Genomic DNA, 17,451 nt, shown 5'->3' with positions numbered 1-17,451 from the left:
CTTATTAGCGGAGAAAAATTATAGTGAACTATAAGACTTTATTTAAATTTCGTATTGTCTTAAATAATTTATATAAACAATAGAATAAGTGTTAGGATAATTCCGCCAGCCGTAAAATACATTCCTTTTTTAAATACAGGCATTTTAGGTGTATACATCCAAAAAGCAGAAAAAACAAAAAATAATAAGGATACTCCAAAAAAGATGTTTAAAAAATACAGCGGACTGTTAGTATTTGCTTTATGAAGGTGTTCCATTTTATCAAGAATAAAAGGAAGCTCCATTTTTTTTATGGTAGCAATACCTGTTTTTTTATTATAATTTCCATTTTTAAGATATACAACGTCACCTTCTTTTTTTAACACTTCTGCACCTTTCTTAAAAATAGGCTTTAATTGACGGTCGTTTAAGTTTGGAGCTAATTTTTTCTCGGTAACAACTTCGGTTTTTAAGAAGTTTGTGTTTCTGTACACCATTATAATTCCGCTTAAAGCATACACAAACATAATTCCGGATAAAAAATAACCTAAATATCTGTGAATAATTCTAACTTGAAGTGATGCTGGTGTCTTTCTTTTTGCCATGATTGTTTTATTTTAAAAATCTATTATATAGACTTTAATGTTAGTTAAAAGTTTAATGTTAATTGTGTGTTTTTTTAAGTAATGTTATTTGCTTGGTTTCATGTGTACATCCATTTGTGGAAAAGGGATAGCAATATTATTTTCAACAAATTTACGCCTTATAACTCTACGGATATCACTTTTCATTCTATCGGATCTAAAAATGGTACTACTATAAAACAATACTTGAAAATTTAAAGACGATTCTCCAAAACTCAGTAATCTTGCTTCTACATTTTTATTTATACTAACTTCCGCGTGTTCTCTAGCACTTTCTTCTAGAATTTTAATTACAAATTCTACATCACAATTGTAAGAAACTCTAATATCAATTCTAAAACGATTCAAGTTAGCTTGATGACTCCAATTAATCACTTTATTAGTAGTGATTAAAGAGTTGGGGATAATAATAGAAATATCGTCTGTATTTAATCCTTTTGATGTTCGCAAACCAATCTCTTGTATTTTTACAGTATCTCCATCAATTTCTAGAACATCAGAAATTCTAATAGACCTTTCTGAGAGTAAAATAATACCAGAAATAACATCATTGAACGTTTGTTGTAAACCAAGTCCAACCCCGACTAATAATGCTGCAGAACCTGCGATTAGAAGAGTTACTTCAATACCTAAAGCCTCTAACATAAAACCAAATGAAAGAACCCAAATTATATATTTGATAATTTGAAATAAAGAATAAGTATTTCCTTTACTAAACTCATCTACACTTTTATTTCTAAATAAAGATTTTTTTAACAACCACAAAACTACTTTTGTTACTAAGTAAATTAGTAACACTAGGAATAAAGCACCTAACTTTAGGCTGTATTCTTCAAAACTAAAAAGTTCGAATTCTAAAATTGTCTTTAACAACTCCATTTAATTTTTATTAAAATTATAAAACATACTTTTCAAAAATATCCTTTAATTCTCCTTCAGGATTTTCGCACAAACCAGGATGCGTTTTAGAACTCTGTATAATGGTGCTTCTACAAGCCACCAACCATCTAAAGCGATCTGATATTTCAAATTTACCAATTTTGCCACCAGCAGCTTTTCCTTCGCAAATTAATTTCCAAGCATTTAAATAATTGTTTAAAAAATCTAACTCTAATTCTGGTGCTAGTGCCTTTAGTTTATCTTCATTTATCTTGTATTTTATCCCTAAGAATTTTTTACGTTTCGAAAACAAAATTACGCCCACGTTAAAGAATTCTTCACGTTCTACTTTTGGCACCAATCTAATAATGGCGTATTCGAATGTAACTTTATCTTGCATCTTCCGCTTCTTTTACTAATTGATCAATCATAGAAAGTTTTGCGTTTAAAAATTGAATATATGCTGCTCTAATTTCATCTGACGTTAAAACTTCTCCTTCATTTAATAACCAATCTTCTGGAATGTTGGCAACAATTTCATGTATTACATCTGCATTTATCTCTTTTTTAATTTCTGATGAAGCTTCTTGTAAATTTGTTGCTTTAGGTAAAAGCACATGATCTTTAATTAAAGGAAAAGTTCTTGTTAAATGATTTTCCCAAGTTGCCCAATTATGATGAAAATAAAAACTAGCTCCATTATCAATAATCCAAAGTTCATTATTCCAATTTAAAAGATTGGTGTTTTTTGCAGTCCTATCTATATTACTAATTAAACTATCTAAAATAACAACTTTAGAAGCTGTTAATGTATCTACAGTAGAAACCAAAGGATCATAGGTAATTGCACTCGATAAGAAATGTAATCCTAAATTTAAACCTACACTAAATTTTAATAAATCCTGAATTTCTTCATCGGGTTCTGTTTTACTAAAAGAATCATCTAAATTCATAAAAACCAATTCTGGTACATGTAAGCCAATTGCTCTAGCAAGTTCTCCTCCAATAAATTCTGAAATCAATGCTTTTTTACCTTGGCCTGCACCTTTAAACTTAAGTACATATAAAAAACCATCATCTGCTTTTACGATTGCAGGCAAAGAACCACCTTCTCGTAAAGGTTGTAAGTATTGTACAACATTTACTGTTCTAATATCAATTTTATTCATAAAGACTAAATTATGCTATTTATCTAAATTGAAGATAAAAGAGGAATATTTGTTTTGATCTCCTTTTGTTAAAGTTTTTACTATTTCTGATATTCATCAAAAGTACCATCAGAATAAAAAACGACAATACGCTGTATTTTTTTTCCAACTGTTTCAGATGAAGTATCATTAAAAAAAGTTGGAGCAGTAGTTGCCTTCGGTTCTGCATTTTTAGGAAAACTACCTTTTCCGTTTAACAACCAATACATATCTACATCATTAAATTCTGTAGTTACTTTTAGAATAAAATCTAAACTTGGTTTATTTCTTCCGGATAGGATATGGGAAATACTGGAACGCTGTACACCAACTTTATCTGCAAACATAGAGGCAGATAACTGGTGAAATTCCATCACTTGTTTTAATCGTGTAGTAAATTCAGATATGTTTACCATTGTAATAACGTTTCTTTATACAAATGTATACAATCTAATGATAGCAGCAAAAGATATAATTGTAAACAGTTTAAATAGCGATATTTATAATGAAGTAAAACTTTATATAAACCACATAAATACCTTAATAATAGTATTTTAAATTTAACATATAGAATTTTGCTATCTAGTTTTACTTGAGAACAACACGAATAGTACTGATTACATAATGCAATTTACAAAAGTAACATACGTGTCCCGAAACTCAATTTACATTTGTAACAAGTAATGAATTTACAATTGTAACTTGTAAACTATTAACAATTGTAAATGCATAAATGATCATCAATTACTTAATAAAAAAATATTTTAAAACGACAATTCATGTAATCCTTAAACCTTCTTTTTTTATAAATAATTATGGATATGATTAAATTTAAATGATAGCTAACTTTTAAAAATTCTTTATTTTTGAAAAAAAAATATCAGCATACCATGAATACTTTACCAATCGATTTTTTAGAAAATATTTATTCCGCAGAAAAAGAAAACACACTACAAGGAAAATGGATTACCTATAAAGACATCGAAAACCTATTTTCTAAATACGATTCAAAATTTGAGGTTTCTAAAATTGGTACTTCTGAAGAAAACAGACCTATTCATCAATTAAAAATTGGTACGGGGTCTAAAAAAATATTATTATGGTCTCAAATGCACGGAAACGAAAGCACAGGTACAAGAGCATTATTTGATCTTTTTAACTGTATTTTAAATTCATCTGAGCGTACTTTTCATAAAATACTAGAAGAATGTACGTTGCTTTTTATACCGATGTTAAACCCTGATGGTGCATTAGCATACACTAGAGTTAATGCTAATAATGTAGATCTTAATAGAGATGCAGTAAATAGAGAAGCAAAGGAAAGTAAACTTTTACGTAGTATTTTAGTAGATTTTAATCCACAGTTTTGTTTTAACCTACACGATCAGAGAACTATTTTTAGCGTAGAGGGAACCAAAAACCCTGCAACGATTTCTTTTTTAGCTCCTTCGGAAGAAATTACAAGAGGACTTACAAAAGGGAGAATAGCTACCATGGATGTGATTGTGAGTATGAATGCGATGTTACAAAACGTGATTCCTAATTTTGTTGGTAGATATACGGATGAATTTTATCCAACAGCTACAGGAGATAATTTTCAAAAATTAGGATACAATACTATTTTAATTGAATCTGGTCATTATCCGGATGACTACGACAGGGAAGAGTCGAGAAAATATACTTTCTTTTCTATATTACAAGGATTGCATCACATTGCAAATTCAACTTCATTTATCAATTACGAGGAATATTTTAATATTCCGAATAATGATAAAATTTTCTACGATATCATTCATAGATATGCTGATCCAAAACAAGACGTTGCATATCAGTATGATGACAAAATAATAGAAGGTAAATTTGTCTCAAAATTAAACAAAGTAGATGAAAATAGTTTAATTTCTAAGATTGGACACTGCGAAATCGTTTTCGAAGGTAAAAAAGTTTAAGTATTTGTTAGTTTTATGTTAGTTTAATTAAATTAAAATCATAAATTTGCGTAGTAATTTGAATAATACGTAAAAAATGAAAAAATTTATATTAGACGAAATTGATCATCAGATTTTAGATGTGTTAATTGAAAACGCAAGGACTCCTTTTACCGATATTGCAAAACAACTATTAGTATCTGCAGGTACCATCCACGTACGTGTAAAAAAGATGGAAGATGAGGGTATTATTCAGGGATCTACGCTTACTTTAAACTATGAGAAAATGGGGTATTCTTTCATAGCACATGTAGGTGTGTATCTAGAAAAAACCTCTATGACTCAGAATGTTATTGCAGATTTAAGAAATATTCCTAATGTTACTGTAGCTTATGTAACTGCTGGCAAATACAATATTTTTTGTAAAGTAAGAGCAAAAGGTACTAACGATGCAAAAGATATTATTTACAGAATAGACGATATTCCTGGAGTAAATAGAACAGAAACAATGATTGCTTTAGAAGAAAGCATCAATGATAAAAAAAGAATGATGCACGAAATTTTTCAACAATTGTAAGCTTCTTTTTTTTTAATACCATTTAAAACCTTATCAGTAAAATGATAAGGTTTTTTTTATGGATTATCCCTTTATCTGTATGTTTGTTAGCATAACGATAAAATCTACAATTTATGTCTTCAAAAATTGATTTTATTGAACCTTCTTCCATTTATAAGGATACATCATTAAGCCTCTATAAAAATATGATAAAACCTCGCTTAATCGAGGAGAAAATACTGATTCTTTAAAGGCAAGGAAAAATATCTAAATGGTTTTCTTAAATCGGTCAAGAAGACTCGTTGTTTGGCGGAATTTTGAACGATATCTTAGCTTTAATCAATTAAAACTGTTTTGAACACTTAGATACTCCTGTAAAAAGAGTCGCTAGTTTAGGAACTCCAATTCCGTTTGATAAAAATTTAGAAAATCAATATTTAGGAAAAAATAGATTAGAAAAAGCGATTTTAAATTTGATAGATTATTAAAATTTGCTATTTTTAGATCTTAAATATCTTCTAATGAACAACAAACAAATCACTTTAAAAAACCGTCCGATAGGAACACCTGACAAAAATACTTGGCAATTTGAAGAAAATCCAATTCCGGCTTTAGAAGAAGGAGAAATTTTAATTCAGCAACATTATATTTCTTTAGACCCAGCAATGCGTGGTTGGATGAACGATACCAAATCTTACATACCGCCAGTAGCATTAGATAGTGTTATGAGAGCCGGTGCTATTGGTAAAGTAATCAACAACAATAACAATCCTAATTTTCAAATTGGCGATTGTGTTTCTGGTTGGGGAGGCGTACAGCAATATGTTGTTTCAAATGGTGAAGGCTGTTTTAAGGTAGATGAAAAATTAGCTCCAATGCCAGCGTATCTCGGTATCTTAGGTATGCCCGGAATGACTGCTTATTTTGGTATTTTAGAAGTAGCGAATGTAAAAGAAGGAGATATTGTATTAGTTTCAGGCGCTGCAGGTGCTGTTGGTAGTGTTGTTGGGCAGATTGCAAAAATTAAAGGATGTAGAGTTATTGGTATTGCTGGTGGTAAAGAAAAATGTGATTATATTGTAAATGAACTAGGTTTTGATGCCGCAATCGACTATAAGTCCGAAAACATTTACACTGCTTTAAAACAAAAATGCCCAAAAGGAATTGATGTTTATTTTGACAACGTAGGCGGAAAAATTTTGGACGCCGCTTTAAGCAAGCTGCGCATGAAAGCAACCGTAGTAATTTGTGGAGCAATTTCTCAATACAACAACAAATCTAAGGTAGCCGGACCAAGTAATTACCTGTCTTTACTAGTTACACGTTCTACAATGAAAGGTATGGTTGTTATGGATTATACAAAAGATTTTGGCAAAGCAGCAAAGCAAATGGCACTTTGGTTAAAAGAGGGTAAATTAAAGTCTCGTGAAGATATCTATGAGGGTATTGAAAATTTTCAAGAAACCTATAACAGACTATTTTCTGGAGATAAAAAAGGTAAATTAGTGCTAAAAGTAATAGAATAGTGGAAGTAGAGCATTTTTTTCAATGTCCACATTGTTGGGAAGAAATATCAATGATATTAGACCAAAGCGTCTACCAGCAAACCTACATAGAAGATTGCGAAGTTTGTTGTAATCCTATAGAAATTACACCAATTTTTGAAGAAGGAGAATTGACTAGTTTTAGCGCACAATCTATAGAACAATAATTATTACACAGAGATTTACAAAGATATTTTAAAAAAAACTCCGTAAAACGCTGTGCTTTTTCTCTATGAATCTCTGCGAAACAACTTGTTTACCCAATGGGATTAACCCAAGAAAAAGCTTTAAATAAGCTAGTCCAATCTTCAGGAAAAGAAGCTTTTAAGATAAGTTCTTCTTCCGTAAAAGGATGTTTAAACTCTAGTTTTCCTGCATGTAAAAACATATTTTTCCAACCAAAATTTTCCTCAAACATTACATCATGATTCTTGTCTCCATATTTTGTATCACCAATTAATGGGTGACTTATTTTATTAGAGTGCACACGTAATTGATGCATTCTTCCTGTTTTAGGAGATAATTCTACCAAGCTATAACGAGAAGAATCATACGGTTTTACAGGAATATCTAAAGTGACTTGCTCCAGAGTTCTTAAATGTGTTAAAGCTTCTTTGTGCACATTCGCATCTCTTCCTTTTACTGGAGAATCAATAATTTTTGATTCCGGAGAAAAACCACGAACCACTCCATAATACGTTTTCTGAATTTCATTAGTAGTAAACAAATCTTGAAACTTAGAAACAAAGTGTGTTTCCTTTGCTAACAGAATAATTCCAGATGTTTTTCTATCCAACCGATGAATCGGATAAAACTTACCACCAACTTGTTCATCTAAAAGCTGTAAAAGAGATTTTTCATCAGCAACATTTCTAGAATGATGTGCATGATGTACAAGTACATTATTAGGTTTAGCAACGCAAATAATAAACTCATCTTGATAAATTATAGGAATTTCCATACTAAAATATTATAATAATTTTTAAAGTTGATAAGCTAATATTTGGTTATTTTTATCTGCTATTTTTATATAAATACACGTCTTTTAAAATTAATTTCTCCTTAACTTTAGAAGTAGAATTAACAAAAGAGCAATAGTACCACAAACAAAAAAACCAATGAATAGAGGCAAAGCGGTGTCCGTAATATAACTACCAATAAAAGTTGCAATTGGTACTGCCATTATAGTAGAAACAAAACCATTAATAGCCGCTCCAACACCTGCAATATGTCCTATAGGCTCCATTGCCAAAGCTCTAGTATTACCAAATAAAAATCCGATTGAAAAGAACTGCAAACCAAAAAATATCAATAAAACATAAATATTAGGATTTGCATCTCCATAAAAAAAGAGAATGTAGATTAGTGAAACTACTGTAAACATTATTGTAAAAAAGGAAACTAGTTTAAACATTCCCATTCTTACTACGAGCTTCCCATTTAAAAAAGTAGCCATTCCAATACTAATTGCCAAACAAGCAAAAATAAAAGGAAACTCTTCTTCTAACTGATATTGTTCTACAAAAATATGTTGACTAGCACTTAAATATACCATAAAAGATCCTGTAATAAAACCAGAGAATATGGTAAAAATTACAGCATATTTATACTTTACAAATTCTTTAAGACCTTCTACAAAAAGTGCTAACTTAAATTTCTTTCTTTTTTCTACCACTAAAGTTTCAGGTTGTCTTTTCCAAACCCAAAGCATAATGAAAACTCCAATAATTAACTGACTGTAAAAAATAGATTTCCATCCATAGGCATCTAATAATATTTTACCTAAAGCAGGAGCAATAACAGGTACTAAAAGAAAGATTACCGTAATAAAAGACATAACTCTCGCCATGTAATTACCGCTAAAACGATCTCTAACCATAGCAATACTTATGGTTCTTGGGGCAGATAAGCCAATTCCTTGTAAAAACCGACCAACAATCATCATTTCTAAATTAGTAGCAAAAAGACAAATAAAACTAGCAAGTACAAAAACACTAAATCCAACATAGATAATAGGTTTTCTACCAAAACTATCAGATAATGGTCCTGAAATAAGTTGCCCAAAACCAATTCCTAAAAAAATCATTGTTATAAATAACTGATTGTTTTTGGGGTCTATAATATGAATTGTTTCACTAATATCTGAAATAGCAGGTAATAATGCGTCTATTGCAAAAGCAACTAAAGACATTAATGAGGCCATTACAATAATAAATTCCGATTCTGATTTTTGTCTAATTTTCACAAGGCAAAAGTAGTTTTATTTAGGGGTTAAAGTTGAGAAAAATAAACAAAAAAAAAGGTTGCTAAATAAGCAACCTTCTATTGTATTTTAATATTTGAAAGGATTATTCTCTACCTATTTCATTTATAGCAGCATTATTTCCAATTCCCTTAGGGTTTTCTCCCCATTTATTTGCACCAGAAACACTATCAGTACATAATATTACCAATAACCATATAGCACCAATTAAAGGTATTAGTCCAATTAAAATGAACCAACCACTTTTTCCGGTGTCATGTAATCTTCTAACCAGAACAGCTAAACTTGGTACTAAAACAGCCAAAGTATAAATATAGCTTAAACCTGTTAATAATGGTGATTCTAAAGCAATACCAATCCCTGCAAACACAATACTTATTACAATAGAAATTATTGCATTAAATAATGTAAACATCCAATACTCCTCTCTTCTTGCTCTACCGTTAAAATCTGCGTAATGTTCTTTTACTACTTTTAAATACCAATTCATTTTTTTAATTTTTAATAATTATACTATTCTTGACCTATTTGATTAATTTCTGAGCTATTTCCTTCACCTTTTGGGTTTTCTCCCCATTTATTTTCGCCATTCTCACTATTTGTACAAGCTAAAATAAAATTATAGATTGGTATTAACATATACCAACCACTTTTACCAACATCATGCATTCTTCTTACTGTAACAGCTATATATGGCAATAAAACAGCTAAACTATAGAACGTTTCAAGATATCCATCTTCACCAAATTCTCCGTAATTTGTACCAAAAATTTTGTCCATAAACATAAAACCGATAGAAATAATCGAATTTATTAAAATAAACATCCAATATTCTTGACGTCTTGCTCTTCCTTTAAAGTCTGAATACTGTTTTATTACTTTTATATACCAATTCACTCTAAAAAGTTTAGTTTTTTTAATAAGCTTACAAATATATTATTTATTCTTTACCAACAGCATTAATCTAATTATTTTTACACATGTTTTAAGTGTTAGTCCTTATTAATTATGCATAATTGTTTTCCATAATACAATCTGTAACTAAAATAAGACTCATAAAAGTGATGAATTTTAGAAGCAATAATTACTCGATTAACTTAATCTATATCTGTCCTACATTAACGTTTTTATTTATGATTTCTAACCTAAAATAACCCCCTAGATTTTAACTCTAAATACTTGTTAATGGTATCTCCTGTTAAGTTTTCTGGTTTTGTTAAAACAGCTTGAATTCCGTATTTTTTGAGTTCTTTTACAATACTTTTCTTTTCGTACATAAATTTTTCTGCAATAATACTATCATATACCCCTAAAACATCTTCACTTTGTGTTGTGGTTAAAGCTTCTAATGCTATATTTTCAAAAAAGACCACCAATACCAAATGATTTTTAGCCAACGCCCGTAAATAGGGGAGTTGTCTCTTTAAACCATCCATAGTTTCAAAATTTGTATAAAGAATCAGTAAACTTCTTTGTGTAATTTTTCTTTTAACAACGGCGTATAACGTACTGAAATCCGATTCTGAGAAATCTGTTTTGATATTATGTAATGCTTCCGAAATTAAACTCATTTGAGAGTTTCTTTTTTCTGCAACCACCCAATCTTCCAACTTTGTTGAAAACGATAACATACCTGCTTTGTCTTGTTTTCTTAAAATAACATTGCTAATTGCTAATGTAGAATTGATTGCATAATCTAACAGACTTAAATTATTGAAATGCATTTGCATGGCACGACCTTTATCGATAATAGCATAAACAGGTTGCGATTTTTCTTCTACATACTGATTGATCATCAACTGATTTCTCTTTGCAGTGGCTTTCCAGTTTAAAGACCGAATATCATCTCCAGAAACATATTCTTTAATTTGTTCAAACTCTAAAGAATGCCCAATTCTTCTTACTTTTTTTGTTCCGTAAGAAACAGCATCATTGTTAAATGCTTTAAAATCGAATTCTCTCAACTTTAAAAAAGATGGATAGCATTTTACTTCTTTTCCTTCTCCTAAAACGTGTTTTTTAGTTGCTAATTGCAACGGAGAACTGGCGTACACGTTTATATTTCCAAATAAATAAACACCTCGTTCTGTTGGAATTAAATCGTAATGAATTGTTTTTTCTTCTTTTTTTGATAGGATAATATTGAATATAAAATCTCTTTTTTGAAATTGAAATGGAATTTCTTCTATAATAGAAAGATGTGCTTTAAAACCATATAAACTTTGCAGTTGCATCGATATTTTATTTACATCTCCATTAGATAATCGCTCTGGTAAATAGCGATTCACCTTAATTGCATTTTTGGTATTGTATAAAATAAAAACATCAACCAATAGTAGCACCACTAAAACAAAAAGCAACATTTTAGAAACTTCAAAAAAGAAAGGAATGAAAAAACCAACCACAAAAAGAGCTGAGATACTTCCTAAAATATAGAAAAATCGATTGTTTAAGAATAAAGTGTTGTAAAAATGTTTCAATATTTTATGTAATTGTTTATTTGTATTCGTTTTTTTTGTCATTTCGAGGTACGAAGCAATCTCTACTTAACAAAGAACTAAATAACAAACAGATTACTTCGTTCCTTGTAATGACGCGTGTTTTTATCAATATCAGTCTGCGCTTTATCGAAGACTTTCTACTTTTTTTTTACGGATAATTGATTACTGGTCAACAAGCACTACCTAGGAATTTCCACCGCTTCAATAATTTGCTCTATAATTTGTTTACTTGTTAAACCTTCCATTTCTCTTTCTGGTGTAACAATAACCCTGTGTTGCAATACTGGTATTGTGGCTCTTTTAATATCTTCTGGCGTCACAAAATCACGTCCTTCAATAGCAGCAAACGCTTTTGATGCACCTAAAATTGCAATACTTGCTCTTGGTGAAGCTCCTAAATATAAAAAGGAATTCGTTCTAGTATTCACCACAATATTGGCAATGTATTTTAATAGATTCTCTTCAATTTTAATCTGGTTGACTAAATTTCTAAATTCATTTATTTTAGCTCCAGAAATAACCGTTTCAATTTTACTTGCTTTTGTCGTATTCTCTAAAGCTTGCTCTTTTAAGAGAATTTGTAACTCCTCATCTGCATTAGGATAATCGACATTAATCTTGAATAAAAAGCGATCTAATTGTGCTTCAGGTAATCTATACGTTCCTTCTTGTTCTATAGGGTTTTGCGTTGCTAAAACTACAAAAGGCTCTTGTAACTTAAATGTTTGTCCGTCTATAGTAATTTGTTTTTCTTCCATGACTTCAAACAAAGCAGCTTGTGTTTTTGCAGGCGCTCTGTTTATTTCATCAATTAAAATCATACTCGAAAAAATAGGACCTTTTTTAAACTCAAATTCAGATGTTTTTACATTAAAAACCGAAGTTCCTAAAATATCTGAAGGCATTAAATCTGGCGTAAACTGAATTCTACTAAAGCCAACATCTATAGTTCTTGCTAGTAATTTAGCAGTAATGGTTTTGGCAACTCCAGGTACACCTTCTATTAAAACATGACCATCTGCAAGCAGTGCAACGATCAATAAATCCATCATGTCTTTTTGACCTACAATTACTTTTTGTAGTTCTTTTTTTATCTTAAAAACACTCTCTTGTAATTCAGATAAATCAATTCTATTTTCAAAAGAGATACCTTGTTGTACTTCTTCGTTATTCGGTGTTTCCATATCTTATTTATTTAAGAAATTTTCTATCATTTTATGCAATACAATTAATTCTTCTTCAAGACATTCTGTCTTCTTATTTAAAGTAATAATTGTATTTACTAAATACTTTGTTCTTTGCAAATCATTACCAGATTTAGAAGCTAATTTTTCTATAAAATCAGTATTTAAATTGCTGGTATCTAAAAGGTATTTAGAACGAACCTTCTCTAAAAAGTAGGCTATTTTTTTATCAACTAAATTCTTATGATCTTGTTCTTTTAAATACAAATTGGCAATAGTTTGAGTAAATTCTACTGTCGAATTTTGTAAGGGTTTTATAATAGGAATCGGACGTTGTTTTCTTCTTGCATTGAAAAGCATAAACAGCAATAACCCTATTGAAGAAACAAATAAAAACCATGTTAACGTTGGATGCTCTAAAAAGAATTTAAACACATTATTATCATCCTCTTTTTTATCTTCATATTTACTAGATTTTATCTGCGGATCCCAAATAACGTCTGCATTTGGTAAATACGAAAATACATTGGCTGCATACTCCTCTTTATTATTTAACAAATAGTAATTGGTAAAAGCAATGGGTTGTGTGTGTAAGTAAAAAGCTCCTTCTCCATAATGGATTTTAATAAAATTAGGTACTTTTTCTCTATCAACCGCAAAGGTTCCTAAAACACTTGTAGTATTCTCATTGTATTGTAAAAAGTAGTTTCTTCTAATGTTTCTATCAAAAGAAAAAGATGTTTTAGAAAAAGCTTTGTTATTCAATTCAAAAGTTCCTTCTAACTTTTTTAAACCCTTTACATCATATACGTCTTTATCTAAATTATTCGTAGTAAATTTTAAAGAGGATTTTAAACTGTCTTTAAAACTATTAAATGCTAAAAACACGTTATTTCCTTTAGCTACAAAGTCTAAAAGCTCTGTAACACCTGTATTTGTCAATTTATAACCACTATGTTTTATGGCAACATAATTGTGTATTCTTGTGCTGTCATACGCTGATTTAAATGCTAAATAGTCATAAATATTTTCCTTTAACAAGGTTACTTTTTGATTCTTAAACAGCGTTTCAGCTTCATTGTAAATAATATAATTGCCAAACGGACTTTTCTCTTTCTCTTTAAAATTCTCGTTCCAATCTGTTTTATTACAACCAATTAGTAGAATCAAGAGCAGGAGAGGAGCGTATTTTTTTAAATGTTGTAGTATCATTATTTTAAAGTGTTTTTAAAAGATTGATACTTGCTTTCTGCCAATTTAAAATTGGTTTCGTCTATCGGAAAATCTCCATACCATACATAAGAATATACATACGATAAATATGAAAAATCAGTTCTTGTAGCGGTATTTTCAATTTCAAAAAGGTATTCTGAATTGGTTTTATCTTTATGATAATCTATCATTTTCTTTTCTGATAGTGTTTTTAAAACCGATAAATAATAATAACGAATAGCCAATCGATATTCTTTATCTTGAATAGCATTTTGTAACAATCCGTCAATATCTGTTTCATGAATATCTTCATCTTCATAAATCAGTTTTTTGGCCACTATCTTTTTAGATTTTTTAAAATTCCAAAAATTGGTTTCTGTACCTAACAAGGTTTTTAAAATAATAAATATGATAATACCCCCTAATAAAAAAGGAAAAATAGTACTGATAAAAAATAAAAAGGCTCCAACAAATGCAGATTCTCCTGCAGAAGGTTTTTCTGGCTCTGTCTCTTCAATTTCTTCTTCTGTATATTGAAACTCTTTGTCGTTATACTTTTCTTTTATATTTTCTGTAAACGCTCTTTTTTGGGCATACTCAATAGATTTTTCATAATGAACAGTGTCTTTTTCAAATAAAATAAGACTGTCATTATCAACCTGTCCAAAACTAATGGAAGTAAAAATTAAGACGAAAAGAAATACCTTTTTTTGCATTAACGTAATTGATGTTTATTAGCTACCTTAAAAGGTAAAATTAAGTAGTAATAACTAATAGTAGCTAAGCTAAAACCAATGATTGCAAAACACAAAACGGTAGGCATAATATTAGAGTATCGGGTAATATAACCTTCTAAAAAAGCAGCTGCTAAGGTAAACGGAATGGTGCTTATAAAAATATAAAACGCTGCTTTCATACCTATTTTAAAGGATTCGAAACGTTTGTATGCTCCTGGAAACAAAATGCTAGCGCCAATAATATATCCTGCTGCTGCTTCTATGATCATGCTAAAAATCTCGTAGGTACCATGAATCCAAATTCCTTTTAAACTGTCGAACAAACTATTATTTTGATAAAAGAATGCTTGAAAAACAGCCACCATTATAGCATTATATACCACGTAAAAACCAGTACCAATACCTATAAATAACCCAGATAAGAACATTTTTAATCCAACTCGTTGGTTATTATCGTAAATACCAATAAAAGTACCCCAATTGCTACCTCCTTTATAAATTGCCATGGCATCGCCACTTTCTATGTTTTCTAGCGTTTGATCTATATAATTGTTTCCTAAAATCTGTCTTGCAAATGAAGTATCGTTTAATGTTGATAACAAACCGATGAAAAAACAAGCAAAAAAGACAATAAAAGAGAGATAAATATATTTTCTGTACTGGTAGGCGAGTAGTGGTACTTTGTCAAAAAAGAAATACAATAAAACATTTTTGTTGCGTCTTTTTGAGTGATAAACCTTGTCAAAACTAGACTTTGCCAACTTATTTAAATACTGAGTAACTTTACTTTTAGGATAATAGGTTTGTGCATATACCAAATCGTTCATGATTTTTATATGCAGGTTTGCAATGTCATCTGGACTTTTTTTCTCTTTATTTGAAAAACCTTGTTCAAATTCGAGCCATTTTTCTTTATTTTGCTTTATAAAAGCGACCTCTCTCATACAGAGCGAATTTAACCATTGCATGAAAAGACTCCAAATAAAAACAGCACAAAATGTAAACATCAATTTTACCCTTGCAAATGTTGGCCAAAGGCTATTTGCATTTGGAGTAGATAATGTTATAAAATTTGCATATCTCTATTTTGCCATTGAAATTTTAGATTTTAGAATGTTTCAAACGGCATTGGAAGGAGATTCTTGGTCTTTACGTGCCATAGATGTACTCATTTTTCTGCCAGTTACCTTTTATTCTTTGTATTCAGAAATACTCTTAAACGGACAAACAGTAGGTAAAAAATTATTCCATTTAAAGGTAATTAATATTGATGGTTTTAAACCTTCTACAACAGATTTCATCATCCGTTGGTTTTTAAGAGTGGTAGATTTTAACCTTTTTACATTACTATTTGTTTATGTGGCTTCATTAGGATTAGATGATGAAGTAGCTTTATTAATGTTGCTTTTTTTCTTTGGAAAAATGATTGGTTTTTTATTGATATTATTCACAGATAATCAACAACGTTTTGGTGATATCATTGCTAATACGGTTGTTGTTTACCTAAAGGATGATGTACAGTTTTCTGAAACCATCTTAGAAAATATTTCAAATGCTTATGTACCAACGTATCCGAATGTTATTAAACTGTCTGACAATGATGTTCGTATTATTAAAAACACGTTTAATTCAGCAAAGAAATATAACGATTTTAAAACCTTAATAAAACTTCGCTCTAAAGTTTTAGAAGTTACCGGAATAAAATCTATTCACAAAACAGATAAAGAGTTCTTAGATGTTGTTTTAAAGGACTATAATTTCTACACACAGAATATGTAATCTTTTAGTTCTTAGTTTTATCAAATTATATAAATACTGCTGTTTTGCACTTAATAGCTGTATTTATATAATTTACCTGTTTAAAGAGAGGATTGTATGTTCTTAAAAACCCTATTTAACATAATATAAATTATAATACATATTTATTTAATGCAATTTTACGATAATATTTTAATATTTAAAGTTAATTGTGTCTATGATTCTAGTATAAATGTTATGGATTCAATCCAACAATAAATAATATAAGAAACAACAACTCTAGGTTTGTCAAATCTGATATCCTATTAATTGAGCATTAAATCCTTTTTTCTAGTTGGCACTAGAATTGAATATTCGGTATAATGGTTAAATAATTTTCAAATACGGGATTCTACAGATGTAATAATCTAACTTAATTTAAATAAAAAACGAGGTCAATATTGAAGGCTATAAATTATGCAGTCATTCCTGTAACAAATACATCAATAAATTTTTTCATTTTTGATATAATTCTTTCACCAATTTCACGAGCATTTAAAATACTTGCTCTATTTTTAAAACATTTAAAAACGTCTTGTCTAATTTTTAGAAGTGTAAAAACAAGTATTTAACTGGTTTTAGATAAAAAAAAACCTAGTACAGGAGAATTGAATATTGATGGTTAAAATGTTAAAAATAAGAAGTAATATAAACGGTTTAATACTGAAAATTAAGAAGGAATTTAATTCATTTTAAAGAGGAAAGTAATTGTGGGGAGAGCAGGATTCGAACCTGCGAAGACGTAGTCAACGGAGTTACAGTCCGTCCTCGTTGGCCGCTTGAGTATCTCCCCTTTTTACTTATTTTTCCTACAAATCTGTTGTAAAAGTTAACCAAATAACATCAGATTTTGTTGTAAAGAACTACCTTGTTTTCTTAAGGTGTGCGAATATACAAAGTTTTCATAAATGACCTAAAAATATTTTGTTTTTTTTTCAGTTTTATGCTTTAATTTAATGTTCAGAACTTGTTGCTTTGTTAGGCTAGCAAACCTTTATAAGAGTAACAATCTGAAAATAAAGCGTTTCGGGTTTGCAATG

The 17,451-nt window shown here is 29.6% G+C and carries 19 protein-coding genes, 1 tRNA gene and 1 pseudogene; 6 read left to right on the top strand and 15 right to left on the bottom strand.

Annotated features, from left to right (window positions below):
- Positions 1-68: 68 nt before the first annotated feature.
- The 5 genes from H0I29_RS15425 to H0I29_RS15405 form a co-directional block, all read right to left on the bottom strand.
- Complete coding sequence (locus H0I29_RS15425) at positions 69-584, bottom strand: hypothetical protein (RefSeq protein ID WP_218753149.1); 516 nt, start codon at positions 582-584, stop codon at positions 69-71.
- A gap of 84 nt (positions 585-668) precedes the next feature.
- Complete coding sequence (locus tag H0I29_RS15420) at positions 669-1,502, bottom strand: mechanosensitive ion channel family protein (RefSeq protein WP_218753148.1); 834 nt, start codon at positions 1,500-1,502, stop codon at positions 669-671.
- A gap of 16 nt (positions 1,503-1,518) precedes the next feature.
- Positions 1,519-1,902: a DUF3037 domain-containing protein gene (locus tag H0I29_RS15415; RefSeq protein WP_218753147.1), complete on the bottom strand. Its 384-nt coding sequence runs from the start codon at positions 1,900-1,902 to the stop codon at positions 1,519-1,521.
- Complete coding sequence (locus tag H0I29_RS15410) at positions 1,892-2,671, bottom strand: HipA family kinase (protein WP_218753146.1); 780 nt, start codon at positions 2,669-2,671, stop codon at positions 1,892-1,894. The genes H0I29_RS15415 and H0I29_RS15410 overlap by 11 nt, the downstream gene beginning before the upstream one ends.
- 80 nt (positions 2,672-2,751) lie before the next feature.
- Positions 2,752-3,105, bottom strand: coding sequence for a helix-turn-helix domain-containing protein (locus H0I29_RS15405; RefSeq protein WP_218753145.1), 354 nt, complete (start codon positions 3,103-3,105; stop codon positions 2,752-2,754).
- Between the two features lie 450 nt (positions 3,106-3,555).
- On the opposite strand from H0I29_RS15405, the gene H0I29_RS15400 reads away from it, so the two are divergent.
- The 5 genes and pseudogenes from H0I29_RS15400 (at position 3,556) to H0I29_RS15385 (ending at position 6,884) form a co-directional block, all read left to right on the top strand.
- A complete protein-coding gene (locus H0I29_RS15400; protein ID WP_254712646.1) occupies positions 3,556-4,638 on the top strand; it encodes a M14 family zinc carboxypeptidase in 1,083 nt (360 codons plus the stop codon).
- 76 nt (positions 4,639-4,714) lie between these two features.
- Positions 4,715-5,194, top strand: a complete 480-nt coding sequence (locus H0I29_RS15395) for an Lrp/AsnC family transcriptional regulator (RefSeq protein ID WP_068452778.1) — start codon at positions 4,715-4,717, stop codon at positions 5,192-5,194.
- 269 nt (positions 5,195-5,463) lie between these two features.
- Positions 5,464-5,661, top strand: a pseudogene (locus H0I29_RS18395) (transketolase C-terminal domain-containing protein); the annotation flags it as partial.
- A gap of 33 nt (positions 5,662-5,694) precedes the next feature.
- The gene (locus H0I29_RS15390) at positions 5,695-6,699 is read left to right on the top strand and encodes an NADP-dependent oxidoreductase (RefSeq protein ID WP_218753144.1); all 1,005 of its coding nucleotides are present in this window, start codon (positions 5,695-5,697) and stop codon (positions 6,697-6,699) included.
- Positions 6,699-6,884, top strand: coding sequence for a CPXCG motif-containing cysteine-rich protein (locus H0I29_RS15385; protein WP_254712645.1), 186 nt, complete (start codon positions 6,699-6,701; stop codon positions 6,882-6,884). Before H0I29_RS15390 ends, H0I29_RS15385 begins: the two co-directional genes overlap by 1 nt.
- Before the next feature lie 89 nt (positions 6,885-6,973).
- Here H0I29_RS15385 and H0I29_RS15380 read toward each other — a convergent pair whose 3' ends face one another.
- The 9 genes from H0I29_RS15380 to H0I29_RS15340 form a co-directional block, all read right to left on the bottom strand.
- Entirely contained in the window at positions 6,974-7,678 is a 705-nt protein-coding gene (locus tag H0I29_RS15380; RefSeq protein ID WP_218753143.1) for a pseudouridine synthase, read from the bottom strand.
- Positions 7,679-7,768: 90 nt separating this feature from the next.
- The gene (locus tag H0I29_RS15375) at positions 7,769-8,962 is read right to left on the bottom strand and encodes a multidrug effflux MFS transporter (protein WP_218730420.1); all 1,194 of its coding nucleotides are present in this window, start codon (positions 8,960-8,962) and stop codon (positions 7,769-7,771) included.
- A gap of 103 nt (positions 8,963-9,065) precedes the next feature.
- Positions 9,066-9,470 (bottom strand): DUF805 domain-containing protein, encoded by a 405-nt coding sequence (locus H0I29_RS15370; RefSeq protein WP_218753142.1) that lies wholly within the window; start codon positions 9,468-9,470, stop codon positions 9,066-9,068.
- Positions 9,471-9,493: 23 nt separating this feature from the next.
- The gene (locus H0I29_RS15365; RefSeq protein ID WP_218753141.1) at positions 9,494-9,877 is read right to left on the bottom strand and encodes a DUF805 domain-containing protein; all 384 of its coding nucleotides are present in this window, start codon (positions 9,875-9,877) and stop codon (positions 9,494-9,496) included.
- A 248-nt stretch (positions 9,878-10,125) separates the two neighbouring features.
- A complete protein-coding gene (locus tag H0I29_RS15360) occupies positions 10,126-11,460 on the bottom strand; it encodes a DUF58 domain-containing protein (RefSeq protein ID WP_254712644.1) in 1,335 nt (444 codons plus the stop codon).
- A gap of 200 nt (positions 11,461-11,660) precedes the next feature.
- The gene (locus tag H0I29_RS15355) at positions 11,661-12,665 is read right to left on the bottom strand and encodes a MoxR family ATPase (RefSeq protein WP_218753138.1); all 1,005 of its coding nucleotides are present in this window, start codon (positions 12,663-12,665) and stop codon (positions 11,661-11,663) included.
- Positions 12,666-12,668: 3 nt separating this feature from the next.
- Entirely contained in the window at positions 12,669-13,877 is a 1,209-nt protein-coding gene (locus tag H0I29_RS15350; protein WP_218753136.1) for a DUF4350 domain-containing protein, read from the bottom strand.
- On the bottom strand, positions 13,877-14,593 hold the full coding sequence (locus tag H0I29_RS15345) for a DUF4129 domain-containing protein (RefSeq protein WP_218753134.1): 717 nt from the start codon (positions 14,591-14,593) through the stop codon (positions 13,877-13,879). The genes H0I29_RS15350 and H0I29_RS15345 overlap by 1 nt, the downstream gene beginning before the upstream one ends.
- Positions 14,593-15,558: a stage II sporulation protein M gene (locus H0I29_RS15340; protein ID WP_218730413.1), complete on the bottom strand. Its 966-nt coding sequence runs from the start codon at positions 15,556-15,558 to the stop codon at positions 14,593-14,595. Before H0I29_RS15340 ends, H0I29_RS15345 begins: the two co-directional genes overlap by 1 nt.
- A gap of 22 nt (positions 15,559-15,580) precedes the next feature.
- Here H0I29_RS15340 and H0I29_RS15335 point away from each other — a divergent pair, with 22 nt between their 5' ends.
- A complete protein-coding gene (locus H0I29_RS15335; RefSeq protein WP_218730412.1) occupies positions 15,581-16,393 on the top strand; it encodes an RDD family protein in 813 nt (270 codons plus the stop codon).
- Between the two features lie 729 nt (positions 16,394-17,122).
- Here the strand turns inward: H0I29_RS15335 and H0I29_RS15330 are convergent.
- A tRNA-Tyr gene (locus H0I29_RS15330) sits at positions 17,123-17,204 on the bottom strand.
- Positions 17,205-17,451: the final 247 nt, after the last annotated feature.

This window comes from Polaribacter sp. R2A056_3_33, assembly GCF_019278485.1.
GTDB lineage: Bacteria > Bacteroidota > Bacteroidia > Flavobacteriales > Flavobacteriaceae > Polaribacter.
Note: the sequence above shows the minus strand (reverse complement) of the source record. Positions and strands in the feature narration are given on the sequence as shown.